This is a genomic window from Cupriavidus sp. 291-E7 (genome assembly GCF_057798835.1).
Genome location: NZ_JBYOJV010000011.1, coordinates 83740 through 102945, shown reverse-complemented (window position 1 = coordinate 102945; position 19206 = coordinate 83740). Strand labels below are relative to the sequence as shown.

Genomic DNA, 19206 nt, shown 5'->3' with positions numbered 1-19206 from the left:
GGAACCGGGAAGCTTTCCCAGGGTTTCGCCGGCAAGCATAGCGTAAGAAGCAAGCAGCCCCAGGCCGCTTGCGAACGCAACCCGGATACGGGGCGGGTCGGGAGACAGTTACCCCGAGCCTGTCATCCATCAAGACTGGCAGAGAGACGATCACATCATGGCGACCGGCAAAGGTGCGGCAGCTTCCGGACAGGAAGACAAGTCCCAACCGTTTCAATTTGCGCCGGGGCCATTCGATCCAGCCGCATGGCTGGAATGGTCCCGTCAGTGGGTACCTGAAACCAACGGCGACATGCCGCCTGGTTTTCCGGCAGGATTGGCCGGCGCGTTCCCTGGTGGTTTTCCCGCGGGCGATGCCTTTGCCAAGGCGTTCCAGCAGGCGTTTCCGGCTGGCGGCGCGAATGGCTCGGCGGTAAAGATCGCGCCGGACCAGTTGGCGGGTATCCAGCAACGGTACATGTCCGATTTTGCGGAGCTTTGGCGCGAAATGGGCGGAAGCGCCATGACCGCCAATGGCACGGCAGCCGCCAATGGCGACGCCGGTGCCGCGAGCCAGCGCCTCTCCGATCGCCGCTTCGCCAGCCCGGCCTGGCGTAACAACGCGCCGTATCGCTATACCGCTGCCTTCTACCTGCTGACCGCGCGCGCCATGACGGAACTGGCCGATGCCGTGGAGGCCGACTCGAAGGTGCGCCAGCGTATCCGCTTCGCGGTGTCGCAATGGGTAGACGCCATGTCGCCCGCCAACTTCCTGGCCACGAACCCGGACGCCCAGCAACGCCTGATCGAATCGGGCGGTGAATCGCTGCGCAACGGTGTGCGCAACATGCTGGAAGACCTGGGGCGCGGCAAGATTTCGCAGACCGACGAGACCGCGTTCGAAGTGGGCCGCAATGTGGCCGTTACCGAAGGCGCCGTTGTCTACGAGAACGAATACTTCCAGCTACTGCAGTTCAAGCCGCTGACCGACAAGGTCCACGCTCGCCCGCTGTTGCTGGTGCCGCCGTGCATCAACAAGTACTACATCCTCGATCTGCAGCCGGAAAGCTCGCTGGTTCGCCACGCCGTGGAGAACGGTCATACGGTGTTCCTGGTGTCGTGGCGAAACCCCGATGCCTCGATGGCGGAGCGCACCTGGGATGACTACATCGAGCACGCGGCGATCCGCGCAATCGAGGTGGCGCGCGATATCAGCGGCCAGGACCAGATCAACGTACTTGGTTTCTGCGTCGGCGGGACCATCATTTCCACCGCGCTGGCCGTGCTTGCCGCTCGCGGCGAGAAGCCGGCCGCCAGCCTGACACTGCTGACCACGCTGCTCGACTTTACCGATACCGGCATCCTCGACGTCTTTGTGGATGAAGCGCACGTGCAGCTGCGCGAAGCCACGCTGGGCGGCGCGGCCGGTGCGCCGTGCGGTCTGCTGCGTGGCGTGGAACTGGCCAATACGTTCTCGTTCCTGCGGCCGAACGACCTGGTCTGGAACTACGTGGTCGACAACTACCTGAAGGGCAACACGCCGGTGCCGTTCGACCTGCTGTTCTGGAACGGCGATGCCACCAACCTGCCGGGGCCCTGGTACTGCTGGTACCTGCGTCATACGTACCTGCAGGACGAACTCAAGGTGCCCGGCAAGCTGACGGTATGCAACGCGCCGGTGGACCTGGGCGCGATCGACGTGCCGACCTATATCTACGGCTCGCGCGAAGACCATATCGTGCCTTGGACCGCCGCCTATGCATCGAGCGCGCTGCTCAACAACAAACTTCGTTTCGTGCTGGGTGCGTCGGGCCACATCGCTGGCGTGATCAACCCGCCGGCCAAGAAGAAGCGCAGCCACTGGACCAACGACGCGCTGCCCACGTCGGCTCACGAATGGCTGGCCGGCGCACAGGAGCATCCGGGCAGCTGGTGGCCCGACTGGATGGCCTGGCTGGGCAAGCAGGCTGGTCAGAAGCGCGCGGCGCCCGAGGCGTTCGGCAACGTCCACTACCCGGCGATCGAACCTGCGCCGGGCCGCTACGTCAAACAGCGCGCCTGATTTTTACAAGGGGCGGGCGACATGCCCGGCCCATATCGAACCGATCCGCGATCCGCTTTCTTGAAAGGACCTCAAATGACCGACATCGTCATTGTTTCCGCAGCCCGTACCGCAGTTGGCAAGTTCGGCGGCTCCCTGGCGAAGATTCCCGCGCCGGAACTGGGCGCCATCGTGATCAAGGCCGCGCTTGAGCGCGCCGGTGTGAAGCCGGACCAGGTGAGCGAAGTGATCATGGGCCAGGTGCTGACCGCCGGCTCGGGCCAGAACCCGGCACGCCAGGCGTCGCGCAAGGCCGGCCTGCCGGACATGGTGCCTGCCATGACCATCAACAAGGTGTGCGGCTCGGGCCTGAAGGCCGTGATGCTGGCCGCTAACGCCATCATCTCCGGTGAAGCCGAGATCGTTGTGGCCGGTGGCATGGAAAACATGAGCGCCGCTCCCCACGTGCTGCCTGGCTCGCGTGACGGCTTCCGCATGGGCGATGCCAAGCTGGTCGACACGATGATCGTCGACGGCCTGTGGGACGTTTATAACAAGTACCACATGGGTATCACGGCCGAGAACGTGGCCAAGGAATACGGCATCACGCGCGAAGCCCAGGATGAATTCGCCGTCGGCTCGCAGAACAAGGCCGAGGCCGCCCAGAAGGCCGGCAAGTTCGACGAGGAAATCGTCCCGGTACTGATTCCGCAGCGCAAGGGCGACCCGGTGGCTTTCAAGACCGACGAGTTCGTGCGACAGGGCGCCACGCTGGAAAGCATGGCCGGCCTGAAGCCCGCTTTCGATAAGGCCGGCACGGTCACCGCCGCCAATGCGTCGGGCCTGAACGACGGCGCCGCCGCCGTGGTGGTGATGTCGGCCGCCAAGGCCAAGGAACTGGGTTTGACCCCGCTGGCCACCATCAAGGCCTACGCCAACGCCGGCGTGGACCCGGCCGTGATGGGCATGGGCCCGGTGCCGGCCAGCAAGCGCTGCCTGTCGCGCGCGGGCTGGGAGGTCAAGGACCTGGACCTGATGGAAATCAACGAGGCTTTTGCCGCTCAGGCGCTGGCCGTCCATCAGCAAATGGGCTGGGATCAGTCGAAGATCAACGTGAACGGTGGCGCGATTGCCATCGGCCATCCGATCGGCGCATCGGGCTGCCGCATTCTGGTGACCCTGCTGCATGAAATGAAGCGTCGTGACGCGAAGAAGGGCCTGGCCTCGCTGTGTATCGGCGGCGGCATGGGCGTGGCGCTGGCAGTGGAGCGCTGAAAGGCAGTGCAATGAGGGGTGATCCGGCGGCCGCGTACCGAGGAAGGCCTGCCGCCGGTGTCGATAACAAGGACCACGCTTCGATAACAACGATCGGGCGAGCCAACTAGGAGTAGATATGACTCAGCGCATTGCATACGTAACCGGCGGCATGGGTGGCATCGGAACCGCGATTTGCCAACGCCTGGCCAAGGACGGATTCACGGTGGTGGCGGGCTGCGGCCCGAATTCGCCGCGCCGCGAGAAATGGCTGGAACAGCAACGCGCACTCGGCTTCGAGTTCATCGCGTCCGAAGGCAACGTGGCCGATTGGGATTCGACCAAGACCGCCTTCGACAAGGTCAAGTCCGAGGTGGGCGAGGTTGACATACTGGTCAACAACGCCGGTATCACCCGCGACGTGGTGTTCCGCAAGATGACGCGCGCCGACTGGGATGCCGTGATCGATACCAACCTGACGTCGCTGTTCAACGTCACCAAGCAGGTCATCGACGGCATGGCCGACCGCGGCTGGGGCCGGATCGTCAATATTTCGTCGGTAAACGGTCAGAAGGGCCAGTTCGGCCAGACCAATTATTCGACGGCCAAGGCCGGTCTGCATGGCTTCACGATGGCGCTGGCGCAGGAGATGGCCACCAAGGGCGTGACCGTGAACACCGTGTCGCCGGGCTATATCGCCACGGACATGGTCAAGTCGATCCGTCAGGATGTGCTCGACAAGATCGTTGGCACGATTCCGGTCAAGCGTCTGGGTGAACCGGCGGAAATTGCGTCGATCTGCGCCTGGCTGGCGTCCGAGGAATCGGGCTTTTCGACCGGTGCCGACTTCTCGCTGAACGGCGGCCTGCACATGGGCTGATGACTGCCGCGGGTGCGCCGCGCGTGCCGCGTTGATGCGGCGCATCCAGCGCGGTGCACAAGGCCGGCAATAGCGCCGGCAGCGTCAGGCAGGGAAGGGTCGCCCGCGCGTCCAATGGCGCGCGGGCGACCCTTTTTTTACGTGGTGACGGCAGATTGCTGCGGGTTTTCCTTAAACACTGCCGTCTTTCCATAGTGCTTTCTTGAGCATAGAATCAGGGGAATGGCGCAACCGGCACCAAAGTAGAGCGCTCCTCACGGGTCTGGGCCGGTTGTATCTTGCGCGCCTGTGACGTCGATCCCGCCGGGACGACACGTCGATTGCGCACTGCACCGCATGCGGTGCAGCAGCGTTGGCGAAGAGGCGCAGCAGCGGATGCCACCCGCCGGCATCAGCGACGACAAAAGGATAGAGCATCGATGGCCACGACCAAAAAAGGCGCAGAGCGACTGATCAAGAAGTATCCCAATCGCCGGCTCTACGATACGCAGACCAGCACCTACATCACGCTCGCGGACGTCAAGCAGCTGGTCATGGACACCGAGGACTTCAAGGTCGTCGACGCGAAGTCTGGAGAGGAACTCACGCGCAGCATCCTTCTGCAGATCATTCTGGAAGAAGAAACGGGCGGCGTGCCGATGTTCTCGAGCGCCATGCTGTCACAGATCATCCGCTTCTATGGCCATGCCATGCAGGGCATGATGGGCACGTACCTGGAAAAGAACATCCAGGCTTTCATCGACATCCAGAACAAGCTGGCCGAGAACTCGAAGGGCCTGTATTCGGGCGAGGCTTTCAGCCCGGATATGTGGTCGCAGTTCATGAACCTGCAGGGTCCGATGATGCAGGGCATGATGAGCAACTACATTGAGCAGAGTAAGAACCTGTTCGTGCAGATGCAGGAGCAGATGCAGAATCAGGCCAAGAGCATGTTCGGCACGTTCCCGTTCAACCAGCCAGACAAGAAGTAAGGCTGCTCACGCGCTGTTGGTAAGGGGCCCTGCAAGATGCAGGGCCTTTTTCGTTGTGCGCCGGCCACGAGATGTTGTGATTGGCTGGCGAACTGCCACATTACCCGTGCACTCCGCGAATGACGGTGACCCAGGGCGATCCTGTGTGGTCCAATCGGCCGTGCCCTGAATGCAGGGCGTACTGACGAGCGCCTTGTTTCGCTCAGTTTTCCCGCCGATTTTCCGACAAGCCGGAGGTACATCCCATGTCCAGCCACGCCGATACCTGGCGCCTTGCGCCCGACACTGGCGAAGCTCGCCGCTTTGAGAACATGGTCGAGTTCGCGCTCGGCGTTTACGGTCAACTTGCCAACATCCAGCGCGATATTGGCGCGCTGACGTCGTCCCAGCAGGCCATCGTGGACAGAATGGATGCCTTCGACGGGCGCTCGGAGACGCGAACCGAGTCGCGCGTGGCCCAAGTCATGCAGGAATTCGATGCGCGAGCGGAGGCGCGCGCCCGCGAATTCGAAGCGCAACTGAAGGCCTCCGCCAAGGAATCCGAGCTTCGGCTGCAGGCGCAAGCCCGCCAATGGGAGTTGGACCGAAAGGAGTCGCAGGCGCAATGGCAGGCGTATGCGCGGGAATCCGAGGCACGGTGGAATTCCCGTTTCAACCGGATCGAGTCGAAGCTGGACAACTTCGAAGCGCGGACCGAAGCGCGTTTCCAGAATATCGAGATCAGGTTCGACGGTATCGAGACGCAGGTGGACAAGATGGAGGCGCGTATCGAATCCAACGGAAACCTGATCGCTTCGCTCAGGGATCGCGTCAACAGGGCGCTTTGGGTGACGACTGGTGGCGGCATTGTTCTTGGACTGGCGTTCGGCTGGAAGCCTGTCATCGAGCGGCTGAGCGGCCTGTTAGGGGTGTGAGGGGCCGGTGATCGGCGCCGGGTCGCTCCAGATCGCGCCAAGAACCGCTGCTCAGGGTAAAATCACGGCCTTTCATGGCAATGACGGCGCCCGGCAGGCTCGCCGGCTGCCAGTAGCCCAGCAAGGCGCGCCACCGGGGACGGGAGGACGCGTCCAGATTCCCCACATTCGCGGTGCCCCATGTCGTCTGATACCAATCTGTCCAACCCTGTGCCGAAAGTCGGCTTTGTATCACTTGGTTGCCCCAAGGCCCTGGTGGATTCGGAGCAGATCATCACCCAGCTTCGTGCCGAAGGGTATGCCATCAGTGGCACCTACGACGGCGCTGACCTCGTGGTGGTAAATACCTGCGGATTTATCGACGAAGCCGTGCAGGAAAGCCTGGATGCCATCGGCGAGGCGCTGACCGAAAACGGCAAGGTGATCGTCACGGGTTGCCTGGGCGCGAAAAAGGATTCGGCCGGTCACGATATCGTGTCGTCGGTGCATCCGAAGGTGCTGGCCGTGACCGGGCCGCATGCGCTGGGTGAAGTCATGCAGGCAGTGCACACGCACCTGCCCAAGCCGCACGATCCGTTTACGGATCTGGTACCGGCCGCTGGCATCAAGCTGACGCCCAAGCACTACGCCTACTTGAAGATCTCGGAAGGCTGCAACCATCGGTGCTCGTTCTGCATCATCCCGTCGATGCGGGGTGATCTGGTATCGCGTCCGGTGGCTGAGGTGATGCTTGAGGCCGAGAACCTGTTCAAGGCGGGCGTCAAGGAACTGCTCGTGATCTCGCAGGACACCAGCGCTTACGGCGTGGACGTGAAGTACCGGACCGGTTTCTGGGCTGGCCGTCCGCTGAAGACCCGCATGACCGAGCTGGTGGCTGCGCTGGGTGAGCTGGCAAGCCAATATGGCGCCTGGGTGCGGCTGCACTATGTGTACCCGTACCCGCACGTCGACGAGATCATCCCGCTGATGAATCAAGGCAACGTGCTGCCGTACCTCGATGTGCCGCTGCAGCATGCGCATCCTGATGTGCTCAAGCGCATGAAGCGTCCCGCGAATGCGGAGAAGACGCTTGATCGTATCCGTGCCTGGCGCGAAATCTGTCCGGAACTGACCATCCGTAGCACGTTTATCGCCGGTTTCCCGGGCGAAACGGAAGCCGAATTCCAGACGCTGCTCGACTTTATTGCCGAAGCCGAGCTGGATCGTGTGGGGTGCTTTGCCTACTCGCCTGTGGAAGGCGCCACGGCCAACGACCTGCCGGGTGCGCTGCCCGATGAAGTGCGGGAAGAGCGTCGCGCACGTTTCATGGAAGTTGCCGAAGCGGTATCCGCCCGCAGGCTGCAGCGCAAGGTTGGACAGACGCTGCGGGTCTTGGTCGACGAGGTCAACCAGGACGGCGGCATTGGCCGTTCGTCCGCGGATGCGCCGGAAATCGACGGCCTCGTCTATATCGATCCGGCCGCGAAGCCGTCGCAACGCTACAAGACTGGCGACTTCGTGAACGTAACGATCACCGGTGCCGATGGTCACGACCTCTGGGGCGAAATCGCCTGATCGGCCGATTGCGGCCGGCAGAGTGCCGAAGCAGACAATTAGGTAAAAGTACGGTCGTTCGCTTTTGGTGGGCCGAGACTATACTGTGCACCGCAACATGAACGCATGGAGACAAGACATGACGCGTGAAGTGGTGGTTGTCAGCGGTGTGCGCACCGCGATCGGTACCTTTGGCGGCAGCCTGAAGGATCTGGCCCCGACCGAACTGGGGGCGCTGGTGGTGCGTGAGGCGCTTGCCCGTGCCAACGTATCTGGTGACGACGTTGGTCAAGTGGTGTTCGGTAATGTGATTCAGACCGAGCCGAAGGACATGTATCTGGGCCGCGTTGCGGCAGTCAATGGCGGGGTGTCGATCAACGCGCCGGCGCTGACCGTGAACCGCCTGTGCGGCTCGGGCCTGCAGGCAATTGTTAGCGCCGCGCAGGCGATCCTGCTGGGCGATACCAACGTCGCCATCGGTGGCGGTGCCGAGAGCATGAGCCGCGCGCCATATCTGGCGCCGATGGCGCGCTGGGGCGCGCGTATGGGCGATGCCAAGCTGATCGACATGATGCTCGGCGCGCTGCACGACCCGTTCCACGCGATTCACATGGGCGTGACGGCCGAGAATGTCGCAAAGGAGTACGACATCTCGCGCCAGCAACAGGACGAAACGGCGCTGGAGTCGCACCGTCGCGCATCGGCCGCCATCAAGGCCGGCTACTTCAAGGACCAGATCGTTCCCATCACGCTGAAGTCCCGTAAGGGTGACGTGGTGTTCGATACTGACGAGCACGTGCGCCACGAGGCGACGATTGACGACATGGCCAAGCTCAAGCCCGTGTTCGTCAAGGAGAACGGCACCGTCACGGCGGGCAATGCGTCGGGCCTGAACGACGCAGCAGCAGCCGTAGTGCTGATGGAGCGTGCGGAGGCCGAGCGCCGCGGACTGAAGCCGCTGGCACGCCTGGTCTCGTACGGCCACGCCGGCGTGGATCCCAAGACGATGGGTATCGGACCGGTGCCTGCCACGAAAATCGCGCTTGAGCGCGCGGGTCTGTCCGTCAAGGATCTTGACGTGATCGAGGCCAACGAGGCGTTCGCCGCGCAAGCCTGTGCCGTCACCAAGGCTCTCGGCCTGGACCCGGCCAAGGTCAATGCGAACGGCTCGGGTATTTCGCTCGGTCATCCGATCGGGGCCACAGGTGCGTTGATCACCGTGAAGGCTGTGCATGAGCTCCAGCGCGTGCAGGGCCGTTATGCGCTGGTGACGATGTGCATTGGCGGCGGTCAGGGGATTGCCGCGATCTTCGAGCGCGTTTAAAGTCACCTTACGCGCCATTGCCAAGGAAGTCCGTCTTGTCCCGTCCTGCCCTGTCTCGCATGTTGAATCCCTTGATCCTTGCGGTAACGCTGGCACTGCCCGTTGCTGCTCTGGCGGCAGGGGGCGATGCATTGTCGACAGGGAACGGGCAGGGCGGCTTCGGCATTAACGATGCCATTCGTTCAGGCGAAGCCAAGCGTGGGGCGTCGTTGTCGACGGGGCCGGCCCGGATGCTGACCCCGCGTCAGGAATATTCGCAGTACCCGGTGTACGTTGGCACGGTGGGCGACAAGCAGGTCCGGATGCGGATTGCACCCAAGACCGATACGCGTGACAGCCTGCAGGGCGAATATTCAATCGGGGATGGAAAGGGTGTGCGGCTGCTGTCGGGGGAATGGGACAACGGTACGTTCCTGATGGAAGAGTCCGACGATGGCACTCGCGTTTCCGGTAACTGGGAAGGACAGATCGACCGGCAGGGCGCGGTGCGCGGCACGTGGACCGATGCCTACAACCCCGCCATTGTTCTGCCTTTTCTGATCCGCCCGTTTGGCGGATACCTGGTGATTCCGCCGTTCGACATGACGCCCAGCAGCGGCGTGACCTACGCTCCGCCGCCCCCGAAATCGTCGATCACCAACGGCAAGTCTCACTAGCGCATCGCGGCCGCGCCGCGTGGCGAGCGCGGCATTTGCTGGTAAGCTCGGACGTCTGATCCGAAATTCCAGGGAATAACGCCGTGTCTGCTTCCGACTCGTCCCGCAACCAGCCTCGCTATATCAAGACCACCGCGGTCCAGCCAGAACTCGATATCGCGCCGGGCTTTGAATCGTTTTCCACGCCCACGTATCGCGGTTCCACCATCGTGTTCCGGAACCTCGCCGAGCTGCGTGCCTATGGTGACCGCAGCAAGACATATTGGCGCTACGGTCTTCATGCCACTCCTACCAGCGAAGCGCTCTGCCAGCAACTGGCACAGATCGAAGGGGGCCGGCATACGTTGCTGCTGCCCTCGGGCATGGGCGCGATTTCACTGGTCTATTTTTCATTTCTGCGCACGGGTGACGATGTGCTCGTGCCAGACAATGTTTATGGCCCGAACCGCGACCACGGCGAATGGCTGGCGCGCGAGTACGGCGTGACGGTGCGCTACTACCATCCGTCGATTGGCGCCGGAATCGCGTCCCTGATCCAGCCCAATACGCGGCTGATCTGGATCGAGGCGCCGGGCTCCGTGACAATGGAAGTACCTGACTCCGAAGCAATCGTGGCAGCGGCGCGTGCGCGCGGCGTACTGACGGCGATCGACAACACATGGTCCGCAGGCGTCTACTTCAAGCCTTTCGAGAAGGGTATCGATATCTCGGTACAGGCTCTGACGAAATACCAGTCGGGCGGCAGCGACGTACTGATGGGCGCGGTCATCACGGATGACGAAAAGATCCATGACCGGCTCAAACGCACCCGCATGATCATGGGGTGGGGTGTTTCTGCCGATGACTGCTTTCTGGTGCTGCGCGGGCTCGCCAGCATGCCTGTGCGACTCGCCGCGCATGACCGTGCTGCCCGCGAAGTGGCCGAATGGCTCAAGCAACGTCCCGAGGTGACACGGGTATTGCATCCCGCGTTGCCGGATTGCCCCGGTCACGCCGAATGGTCGCGTGATTTCTCCGGGGCCAGTGGATTGTTCTCGATCATCCTGCGCAGCGCATATTCACGTGAGCAGGTCGATGCTTTTGTCGAAGCGCTGCAACTGTTCGCCATCGGCTGGTCGTGGGGCGGGGCGCACAGCCTGGCTGTGCCGTACCACGTCGATACCATGCGGCCTGCCGGTACCTGGCCGCCTGCTGGCTGGGAGAACGCCGGAGAACTGGTGCGCCTCTACATCGGACTGGAAGATACCCGCGACCTGATTGGCGATCTCAAGCAGGCAATGGAAAAGCATCTGCGCTGATCGTTATCGCAAGGCAGTCAGTTGGTAAAAAGCCCCGCAATTGCGGGGCTTTTTCATGTCACACGAACGCTCAGGACACGTCCGCCTTGCGCATCGTTGCCTGCGGCGCCGTTTGTGCCGAGGCACTACGCGTGGCCCACACCGATTCGGCAGGTCCGTTCTGCGCACGGCGCTGTGTGGCGCGGGCCAGGGCAACATAGCCGGCCGCCAGCGCGATGGCTCCGATATCGAAGCCGGCGATGATCCAGCGGCCATTGAGGGCCGCAGCCACCAGGTGATCGCCGGTCAGTACCCAGTTGGACACCGGTACCGTCAGCGTCGCAAGCGCGGCCACATAGAGCAGTTCCACGGCGGCGCGGATTGGCGGGCGGATCAACGCCCATGCCACGGCAAGCGCGAACACTGGCCAGAACACGTAGCTCACCGCGCGCTCGGGCCACAGCAACGCGGCCGGGAAGCACAGCGCCACGCCGATGCAGGTGCCGATGCAGACGCCAACGGTAGCCTGGGCCAGCAGTCTGTGAATGCGCGGCTGCTCTGCCTGGCGCGACTTGCGGCGGGTTTCGATCCACAGCAGGTTGCCGGAATAGAACAGGAAGGCCCCGGCCAGGCCTGCGAGCAGGTACACGAACCGAACCGCCAGATCGCCGTAGGTGCCGTAATGGAGGGCGAACATGGCGCTGTACACCATGTGATTTGTGTCGCGCGCGCCAGCCGTCTGGTTGGCGATCAGTTGACCCGCATTCGGCTCATTGGCTGCGGCGTGGATACCCACGGCGCCACCGTTACCCAGTGCTCGCACGCTGTCCCCCCGCACTTCCGCCACGGCATTGGCATCGCCGTAACGCTGGAAGCGGATCGCGCTCGGGGTGAAACGTTCGCCGCCATGCTCTCGCGCGATTGCCAGCAACTGGGCCGACGCCATCGTCGGCGATGCGCGCCCAGACGCCGTGACCTCAGGCGTGGCACCCGTGACGCGCGGCACCACTTCGAAGAGCTTGCCGTCGAATGTCAGCATGTTGAAGACCATCACCATGACCAGCGACAGGCAGAAGAATGCTCCCGTGATGGCAAAGATCAGGTGGAACGGCAGGCTGAACAGACCGAGCACATTGTGCGTGTCCATCCAGAAACGCTTGAGGTTGCGGCCAGGCCGTACCGAAAACAGGTCCTTCTTCAAGCGGGGCAGATGCAGGACCACCCCCGACACCAGCGCCAGGCCGTACAGCACGGAAATGACCCCCATGAAGTACATGCCATTCATGCCGAGCCCGAGCGAGTAGTGCAGGGCATTGAGGAACGCCGACAGCTCGCCCGTCACATGGTCGAGCGACGTTTTGTTCTGCGCCGCCTTGTCTCCATTCAGGCGCTCGCCGTTCATCGTGTGCCATTCGCCGGCCTTGTCCTGCCAGTACGCATTGAAGTCCGGCTCTTCCTTGCTCGGCAGGCCGACGTACACGCTGTTGGCTGCGTCGGGATGCACGGCAATCAGCTTCTGCACGAAGGCGTCAATGGCAGGGCCGTCCGCCTGCACTTCAGCGGCGTGATGACCCGCCAGGCGCGCCGGGTTTTGCCAGACGTGCAGTTCGTGATGGAAGACCGTGATCGCGCCCGCGAAGAATGCGATGAACAGCGCCCAGCCGGCCATCAGGCCGACCCAGGTATGAAGCGTGTTGAACACGCGCAGGGTATTGGGTTTCATGCGAATTCGTTCAATGGCCCAGAACCGTCGAGGCGGGGGGCATTGCGTTCATCAGGCGGACTGCCCAGAGGATGCCGTAGCAGACAAGGTTGCCGCCGATCAGCCAGAGCCATGCGGCGCGACTGGTCTGACACAGCAGGGTCAGGCTGATGATGCTCACCCAGAGGACGAAGCTCAGCATCAGGGCGAGCACGACGCCGCCTTCCCAGCCGCCGGGCAGCCACAGGATGCCGAGCGTACACAGTGCGATGGCCAGCGGCAGGCCCAGCAACGCGCCGGCGAGCCATTTCGTGCCGATCATGATGCGCTCCCTTCGCCCGGCATGTCGTCGTAGCGCTTGTGGTGAATCCAGGTGCCAATGAACGGCCAGGTGGACAGGCAGCAGGTCAGCGTGACCAAGGTTGCGGCGATGGCCACGGGCCAGCCTTCGGGGATGCTCATGACCCAGGTGCCGCCAATGGCCAGGGCGATGCCCAGCCAGAACAGCAACCGGGGCGGCAGCGGCGCGCGGCCGTTGTTGTCGGCGTCCACGCAAAGCACCTGATTGGGCGCGGAAAGATACAGGCACGCGGCTGCGGCGAGGGATAGGAGTACGGCGAACGCTTGCATGCGTCGTGCAACCGGGAACGGCGTTACGGGAAAGGAATAATAATAATGATTCGCATTTGATTTCACAAGGAAATCAAGGCCTTATATTCCACTGCCGTGCGGCTGTGACTGAAACGCGAATGACGGAGATGTAATGTGACAGGCGCACGAAAATGTGCGCGAAGCAGCGCGCCGACGCCGGGGAGACGTTTTCGACGAAGGGGGAAACCCGCCGACGGGCGTCAGCGGGTGATGCGGAAACTCAGTGCGGGAACAGGTTCAGCAGGCCGTCCAGCCCGACGTGGTTGAACGCGACGCTGGCTTGCGCGCGCACCACGGGTTTGGCGCGGAACGCTACGGAGAGTCCGGCCACGGCCATCATCTTGAGATCGTTGGACCCATCACCCATCACAATGGCCTGGGATGGGTCGGCGCCGATCTGCTCGCAGACTTCGCGCACGGTGCGCGCTTTCACGTCGGCGTTGACGATCTCGCCCAGCACGTTCCCGGTCAGCTTGCCATCGACGATTTCAAGCGTATTGGCGCGCGTGAAATCGAGCTTCAGGCGCGGCTTGAGCTGGTCGGTGAAATGCACGAAGCCGCCCGACACCAGCAGCGTCTTCAGGCCCAATGCCTGAATGGTCTGCAGCATGCGCTCGGCTCCGGGGGACAAACGCAGGCGTTCTTCATAAACGCGGTCAAGCACGCTGGCGTCCAGGCCCTTCAGCAAGGCCACGCGCCGGCGCAGGCTTTCATTGAAATCGGTGATCTCGCCGCGCATGGCGGCTTCGGTGATGGCCGAAACCTCTGCCTTGAGTCCGCAGAAATCGGCGATTTCGTCGATGCACTCGATCGTGATCAGCGTCGAGTCCATGTCCATTGCCACCAGCCGGAAGTCCGACAGCTTGCGCCCGGCCGGTACCACTGCCCAGTCGATGCCGCGTTCGCCGCACACGTCGTCCAGTGCGCTGCGCAGCGCCGGGGTCAGCGGATTGCATTCATCGGAGGCGGCCACGCTTTCGCCGCGCAGCGCGAAGGCGGAGGCATTGGCTACCGTGCGCACGGCTTCGAGGTCAGCGGCGGACAGCGGGGACAGGCTCTGGAGAATCAGTGGCATGACGGCAGGTAACGGGGCGATGCAGGGAAGGGCGGTATTGTACTTCGCCCCGCGCCCGCGGCGCCCCGGCGGCGAGAATCAGGCCACGCGCAGGCTATCCACCACCTTGTGCAGGAACCCTTCGCACGCGGCCAGTTGGTCCAGCGCCACGAATTCGTCGGGCTTGTGCGCCTGCTGGATATCGCCGGGGCCGCAGACCACGGCCGGAATGCCGGCGCGCTGGAACAGGCCGGCCTCAGTGCCATAGGCGACCTTGTTGGTCTCGCGGTCGGCAGTCAGGGCACGCACGAGCTGCGTGATGGCGTCGGATTCGGCGGCGTCGAGCGACGGGGCCGCGGCAATTTTGCTGATCGCCATGCCCGCGTCCACGTGTTCGGCACGCATCTTCGGCACCAGCACGTCGTTCACGTACTGCTGGATGCGCGCCAGGATCGCTTCGGGGTCCACGCCGGGCAGGTTGCGGAATTCGAAGACGAACTCGCACTCGGCCGGAACGGTGTTCAGCGCAATGCCGCCGCGGATCGTGCCGGTGGATGCGGTTGTGAACGGCACGTCGAACGCCCGATCGTACGGCCCGTTGGCCTTGAATTCGTCAGCGATGTCGCGGATGTAGCAGATCAGGCGTGCGGCATATTCGATGGCGTTCACGCCCTTGGGTGTCAGCGACGAATGCGCGGCCTGACCCGTCACGCAGCAGCGGTAGGCGTTGATGCCCTTGTGCGCCACGATCACGCGCATGCTGGTCGGCTCGCCCACGATGCAGCCCGCCGGCTTCACGCCGCGGTCGCGCAGTTCGGCCAGCAGATACGGCGCGCCCATGCAGCCAATCTCCTCGTCGAACGACAGCGCGTAGTGCACTGGCTCGCGCAGCTTTGCTTCGAGGATGGTGGGCAGCAGCGCCAGGCTCGTGCCGATGAATCCCTTCATGTCGCAGGTGCCGCGGCCGTAGAGTTTGCCGTCGCGGATGACGGGCTTGAACGGATCGGTGGTCCAGTTCTGGCCATCCACCGGTACGACGTCGGTGTGGCCGGACAGCACGATGCCGCCGTCGGTGGCACCGTTCGCCGCGGGAATCGTCACGAACAGGTTTGCCTTGTCGCCCTGCGGGTTGTACGTCAGATGCGGGCGCAGACCCTTGGCCAGGAAGTGGTCGCGAACCGATTCGATCAGGCCCAGGTTCGAATGGCGCGACGTGGTGTCATACGACACCAGGCGCTGGGTCCAGTCCAGCGCACTGCCGCGCTTCGGGGCTTCGTGATCGGCGGTTCGAGTATCGGCGGCAGCTTGCATGGGGTCGTGAAGCAGTTGATTCATCAAGGATGTGATCCTACACCGGTCCGCGCTGTCAGGCCAGTTGGCGCAGCGTGTGCTTGATGGTCTGCGCGCGTGCTCCCACGTCGGGCATCTTGGCTTCGATGCGCAGTTTGTCCTGCCCGGCCAGCTTGATGTGCTTGTTCTTCTGCACGAGGTCGATGATCCGGATCGCATCGATCGGCGGGTTCGGTACGAACTGCATGCTGACCGTGGCTTCGCCAGCGTCGATCTTGCGCACGCCCAGCGGCGCGGCCGCGATGCGCAGCCGGTGCGTTTCGATCAGCGCCTGCGCCTGCGCCGGCAGTCGGCCGAAGCGGTCGATCAACTCTTCCTGGATATCGTCCACGCGCTCGCCCGTTTCGCAGTTGGCCAGGCGCTTGTAGAGGGACAGGCGCTCGTGCACGTCGGCGCAATAGTCGTTCGGCAGCAGGGCAGGCGTGCCGAGGTTGATCTCGGTGGTGGCCGCCAGCGGCGCCATCAGGTCCGGCTCCTTGCCCGCCTTGAGCGACTTGACGGCCGCGTTGAGCATGTCCGTATAGAGCTGGAAGCCGATCTCGTGGATCTCGCCCGACTGCTTGTCGCCCAGGACCTCGCCTGCGCCGCGAATTTCCAGGTCGTGCATGGCCAGGTAGAAGCCGGAGCCTAGTTCTTCCATCTGCTGGATCGCTTCGAGCCGGCGCTGCGCCTGCTTGGTCAGGCCATCCACGTCGTGCACCAGCAGGTAGGCATAGGCCTGATGGTGGCTGCGGCCCACGCGTCCGCGCAGCTGGTGCAGCTGCGCCAGGCCGAAGCGGTCGGAGCGATGAATCAGGATCGTGTTCGCCGTCGGTACGTCGATGCCGGTCTCGATGATCGTCGTGCAGAGCAGGATGTTGTCGCGGCGCGCGACGAAGTCCCGCATCACGCGCTCCAGCTCGCGCTCGTGCATCTGGCCGTGCGCCACGGCAATGCGCGCCTCGGGCACCAGCTCGGCCAGCTTGGCGCGCTTGTTCTCGATCGTTTCCACCTCGTTGTGCAGGAAGTAGACCTGCCCGCCGCGCTTGAGCTCGCGCAGGATGGCCTCGCGGATCACGCCGTCTTCCTCGCGTCGCACGAAGGTCTTGATCGCCAGCCGCTTCTGCGGTGCCGTGGCGATGACCGAGAAATCGCGCAGGCCTTCCAGCGCCATGCCCAGCGTACGCGGGATCGGGGTCGCGGTCAGCGTCAGCACGTCCACCTCGGCGCGCAGCGTCTTCAGCGCTTCCTTCTGGCGCACGCCAAAGCGATGTTCCTCGTCGATGATGACCAGGCCCAGGCGCTGGAACTTCACTTCATCGGACAGCAGCTTGTGCGTGCCGATGACGATGTCGACGGTGCCTTCGTTGATCTGCTTGATGGCGACGTCCACTTCCTTCTTCGTCTTGAAGCGCGACAGCTCGACGATACGCACCGGCCATTCGGCAAAGCGGTCGGACAGCGTCTGAAAATGCTGCTCGGCCAGCAGCGTGGTCGGCGCCAGCATCGCCACCTGCTTGCCGCCGAGCACGGCCACGAACGCCGCGCGCAATGCAACCTCGGTCTTGCCGAAGCCCACGTCGCCACAAACCAGGCGGTCCATCGGCTTGCCCGACGTCATGTCGGCGATCACGGCGGCAATGGCGGCGGCCTGGTCCGGGGTTTCCTCAAAGCCAAAGCTTTCCGCAAACGTCTCGTAATCCTTGGGCTGCAACGGGAAGGCAAAGCCCTGGCGCAGTGCGCGGCGCGCGTACAGGTTCAGCAGCTCGGCCGCCGTATCGCGGATCTGCTGCGCGGCGCGGCGCTTGGCCTTGTCCCATTGGCCCGTGCCCAGCGAATGCAGCGGTGCGGTATCCGGATCGGCGCCGGAGTAGCGCGAGATCACGTGCAGCTGGTGTACGGGCACATAGAGCTTGCTGCCCTTGTCGTAGTCCAGATGCAGGAATTCTTCGTCGCCCTGACCCATGTCCAGCGTGACCAGGCCCTGGTAGCGGCCGATGCCATGCTCGCTATGCACCACGGGGTCGCCGATCTTGAGCTCGGCGAGGTCCCTCACCATTGCATCGACGGTGCTGGCCTGTTCCTGCTTGCGGCGGCCAGTCCGCCGGGCCGTACCCGCGTAGAGTTCGTTTTCGGTGACGAACGCGAACTGCGCGGCCGGCAGCGCGAACCCGCTTTGCAGCGGGGCCACGACGATCGAAAAATGCGAATCGCCAGCCAGGAAAGCGGCAAAGTCCTCCACGACCATCGGGCGCAGGCCGCTCTCCGCAAACAGCTGCATCAGCGTTTCGCGGCGGCCGGCGGAATCGGCGCACATCAGCACGCGCGTCGTCTTGTTGAGCAGCAGCGCTTCCAGGTTGACGAGCGGGTCCTCGGCGCGGCGGTTGACCGAGACATCGGGCAGACTGGCGGCGAATGCGGGCACGTCGGCCGACGCCGCCTCGCGCTGCAGCACCAGCCGTGCCAGCGGCTTGGCGCCGATAAAGAACTGCTCCTCGGACAGGAACAGCGCCGACGGCTGCAGCAGCGGCCGTTCGCGGTCATGCCGCATGAAGGTGTAGCGCTGCGTGGTATCGGCCCAGAAACGGCGGATCGCTTCGTCGATCTGGCCTGAGAATGCCAGTTGCGTGCCTTCGGGCAGATAGTCGAACAACGTGGCGCTTTGTTCGAAGAACAGCGGCAGGTAGTACTCGATGCCCGCCGACGGCACGCCGTTGCCGATGTCCTTGTAGATCGGAGACTTGGTCGGATCGCCTTCGAACACCTCGCGCCAGCGGCCGCGAAATGCGGTGCGCGCCGGCTCGTCGAGCGGAAACTCGCGGCCCGGCAGCAGGCGTACTTCCTTGACCGGATAGAGGCTGCGCTGCGTGTCCGGATCGAACGCGCGAATGGTCTCGATCTCGTCGCCGAACAGGTCGATCCGGTACGGCAGAGCGGACCCCATCGGGTAGAGGTCGATCAGGCCGCCACGCACGCTGTACTCGCCGGGACGCATCACGGCGCTCACATGTTCGTAGCCGGCCAGCGTGAACTGCGCCTTGAGCGCGGCCTCGTCGAGCCGCTCGCCCTGCTTGAAGAAGAACGTGTACGCGGCCAGGAACGACGGCGGCGCCAGTCGATAGAGCGCGGTCGACGCCGGCACGATCATCACGTCGCATTGCCCGCCCTGAATGTCGTGCAGCGTGGCCAGGCGCTCCGATATCAGGTCCTGGTGTGGCGAGAAGCTGTCATAGGGCAGCGTTTCCCAGTCGGGCAGCAGCCGCACGCGCAGTTCGGGCGCAAACCAGGGGATTTCCTCGGCCAGCCGCTGGGCGTCCATTGCGTTGGCGCAGACCACGGCCACCATCGGCACGTTGCCGCGATGCTGGCGTGCATACGCGGCAACCGCCAGTGCATCGACGGATCCGGTGAGGCCGGTCAGGGTATGGCGCATGCCAGGCTTGACCAGCGGCAGGGTGGCGAACGGAAATGCGGTAACGTTGTCAGGCATTGGCAGCAGTGAACGCAAAAACGACAGCACCCCGCCGGCACGTGCGGCGGCACTGAGCGGGCAGGGAAGTCGGTCATGCCCAGCCGTGGCGGCGGGCGAGGGCCGTATTATAGAATGCGCTCCGGCTGGCCTGCTGGCCGGTTTCCATTTT

General features: G+C 63.7%; 15 protein-coding genes. 9 read left to right on the top strand and 6 right to left on the bottom strand.

Going from position 1 to position 19206, the window contains the following annotated elements:
- The first annotated feature begins 157 nt into the window (after positions 1–157).
- From phaC to AC3FLX_RS20145, 9 genes are all read left to right on the top strand, one after another.
- Positions 158–2041 (top strand): class I poly(R)-hydroxyalkanoic acid synthase, encoded by a 1884-nt coding sequence (phaC, locus tag AC3FLX_RS20185; RefSeq protein WP_488699080.1) that lies wholly within the window; start codon positions 158–160, stop codon positions 2039–2041.
- 75 nt (positions 2042–2116) lie between these two features.
- Positions 2117–3295 (top strand): acetyl-CoA C-acetyltransferase, encoded by a 1179-nt coding sequence (locus AC3FLX_RS20180; protein ID WP_488699079.1) that lies wholly within the window; start codon positions 2117–2119, stop codon positions 3293–3295.
- Between the two features lie 118 nt (positions 3296–3413).
- Positions 3414–4154, top strand: a complete 741-nt coding sequence (locus AC3FLX_RS20175) for a 3-ketoacyl-ACP reductase (RefSeq protein ID WP_488699078.1) — start codon at positions 3414–3416, stop codon at positions 4152–4154.
- Between the two features lie 419 nt (positions 4155–4573).
- Complete coding sequence (phaR, locus tag AC3FLX_RS20170; protein ID WP_488699077.1) at positions 4574–5125, top strand: polyhydroxyalkanoate synthesis repressor PhaR; 552 nt, start codon at positions 4574–4576, stop codon at positions 5123–5125.
- A 245-nt stretch (positions 5126–5370) separates the two neighbouring features.
- Positions 5371–6039, top strand: a complete 669-nt coding sequence (locus AC3FLX_RS20165) for a hypothetical protein (protein WP_488699076.1) — start codon at positions 5371–5373, stop codon at positions 6037–6039.
- Between the two features lie 180 nt (positions 6040–6219).
- A complete protein-coding gene (gene rimO, locus AC3FLX_RS20160; protein ID WP_488699075.1) occupies positions 6220–7593 on the top strand; it encodes a 30S ribosomal protein S12 methylthiotransferase RimO in 1374 nt (457 codons plus the stop codon).
- A gap of 118 nt (positions 7594–7711) precedes the next feature.
- Positions 7712–8896 carry a beta-ketothiolase BktB gene (gene bktB / locus AC3FLX_RS20155; RefSeq protein ID WP_488699074.1) on the top strand — a complete coding sequence of 395 codons (1185 nt, stop codon included), beginning with the start codon at positions 7712–7714 and terminating at the stop codon, positions 8894–8896.
- Between the two features lie 59 nt (positions 8897–8955).
- Positions 8956–9552 (top strand): hypothetical protein, encoded by a 597-nt coding sequence (locus tag AC3FLX_RS20150; RefSeq protein ID WP_488699181.1) that lies wholly within the window; start codon positions 8956–8958, stop codon positions 9550–9552.
- An 83-nt stretch (positions 9553–9635) separates the two neighbouring features.
- Positions 9636–10850, top strand: coding sequence for a cystathionine beta-lyase (locus AC3FLX_RS20145; RefSeq protein WP_488699073.1), 1215 nt, complete (start codon positions 9636–9638; stop codon positions 10848–10850).
- Between the two features lie 70 nt (positions 10851–10920).
- Here AC3FLX_RS20145 and AC3FLX_RS20140 read toward each other — a convergent pair whose 3' ends face one another.
- From AC3FLX_RS20140 to mfd, 6 genes are all read right to left on the bottom strand, one after another.
- Positions 10921–12552: a PepSY-associated TM helix domain-containing protein gene (locus tag AC3FLX_RS20140; RefSeq protein ID WP_488699072.1), complete on the bottom strand. Its 1632-nt coding sequence runs from the start codon at positions 12550–12552 to the stop codon at positions 10921–10923.
- Positions 12553–12562: 10 nt separating this feature from the next.
- A complete protein-coding gene (locus AC3FLX_RS20135) occupies positions 12563–12853 on the bottom strand; it encodes a hypothetical protein (protein ID WP_488699071.1) in 291 nt (96 codons plus the stop codon).
- The gene (locus AC3FLX_RS20130; RefSeq protein WP_488699070.1) at positions 12850–13161 is read right to left on the bottom strand and encodes a hypothetical protein; all 312 of its coding nucleotides are present in this window, start codon (positions 13159–13161) and stop codon (positions 12850–12852) included. The genes AC3FLX_RS20135 and AC3FLX_RS20130 overlap by 4 nt, the downstream gene beginning before the upstream one ends.
- Before the next feature lie 241 nt (positions 13162–13402).
- A complete protein-coding gene (serB, locus tag AC3FLX_RS20125; RefSeq protein WP_488699069.1) occupies positions 13403–14257 on the bottom strand; it encodes a phosphoserine phosphatase SerB in 855 nt (284 codons plus the stop codon).
- 78 nt (positions 14258–14335) lie between these two features.
- Positions 14336–15547: an acetylornithine deacetylase gene (gene argE, locus AC3FLX_RS20120; RefSeq protein ID WP_488699180.1), complete on the bottom strand. Its 1212-nt coding sequence runs from the start codon at positions 15545–15547 to the stop codon at positions 14336–14338.
- 55 nt (positions 15548–15602) lie between these two features.
- The gene (mfd, locus tag AC3FLX_RS20115) at positions 15603–19055 is read right to left on the bottom strand and encodes a transcription-repair coupling factor (RefSeq protein ID WP_488699068.1); all 3453 of its coding nucleotides are present in this window, start codon (positions 19053–19055) and stop codon (positions 15603–15605) included.
- Between the last annotated feature and the right edge of the window lie 151 nt (positions 19056–19206).

Coding starts and splice junctions, on each gene's coding strand:
- phaC (WP_488699080.1), top strand. CDS start 158: ATGGCGACCGGCAAAGGTGCGGCAGCTTCCGGACAGGAAGACAAGTCC.
- AC3FLX_RS20180 (WP_488699079.1), top strand. CDS start 2,117: ATGACCGACATCGTCATTGTTTCCGCAGCCCGTACCGCAGTTGGCAAG.
- AC3FLX_RS20175 (WP_488699078.1), top strand. CDS start 3,414: ATGACTCAGCGCATTGCATACGTAACCGGCGGCATGGGTGGCATCGGA.
- phaR (WP_488699077.1), top strand. CDS start 4,574: ATGGCCACGACCAAAAAAGGCGCAGAGCGACTGATCAAGAAGTATCCC.
- AC3FLX_RS20165 (WP_488699076.1), top strand. CDS start 5,371: ATGTCCAGCCACGCCGATACCTGGCGCCTTGCGCCCGACACTGGCGAA.
- rimO (WP_488699075.1), top strand. CDS start 6,220: ATGTCGTCTGATACCAATCTGTCCAACCCTGTGCCGAAAGTCGGCTTT.
- bktB (WP_488699074.1), top strand. CDS start 7,712: ATGACGCGTGAAGTGGTGGTTGTCAGCGGTGTGCGCACCGCGATCGGT.
- AC3FLX_RS20150 (WP_488699181.1), top strand. CDS start 8,956: ATGTTGAATCCCTTGATCCTTGCGGTAACGCTGGCACTGCCCGTTGCT.
- AC3FLX_RS20140 (WP_488699072.1), bottom strand. CDS start 12,552: ATGAAACCCAATACCCTGCGCGTGTTCAACACGCTTCATACCTGGGTC.
- AC3FLX_RS20135 (WP_488699071.1), bottom strand. CDS start 12,853: ATGATCGGCACGAAATGGCTCGCCGGCGCGTTGCTGGGCCTGCCGCTG.
- AC3FLX_RS20130 (WP_488699070.1), bottom strand. CDS start 13,161: ATGCAAGCGTTCGCCGTACTCCTATCCCTCGCCGCAGCCGCGTGCCTG.
- serB (WP_488699069.1), bottom strand. CDS start 14,257: ATGCCACTGATTCTCCAGAGCCTGTCCCCGCTGTCCGCCGCTGACCTC.
- argE (WP_488699180.1), bottom strand. CDS start 15,547: ATGCAAGCTGCCGCCGATACTCGAACCGCCGATCACGAAGCCCCGAAG.
- mfd (WP_488699068.1), bottom strand. CDS start 19,055: ATGCCTGACAACGTTACCGCATTTCCGTTCGCCACCCTGCCGCTGGTC.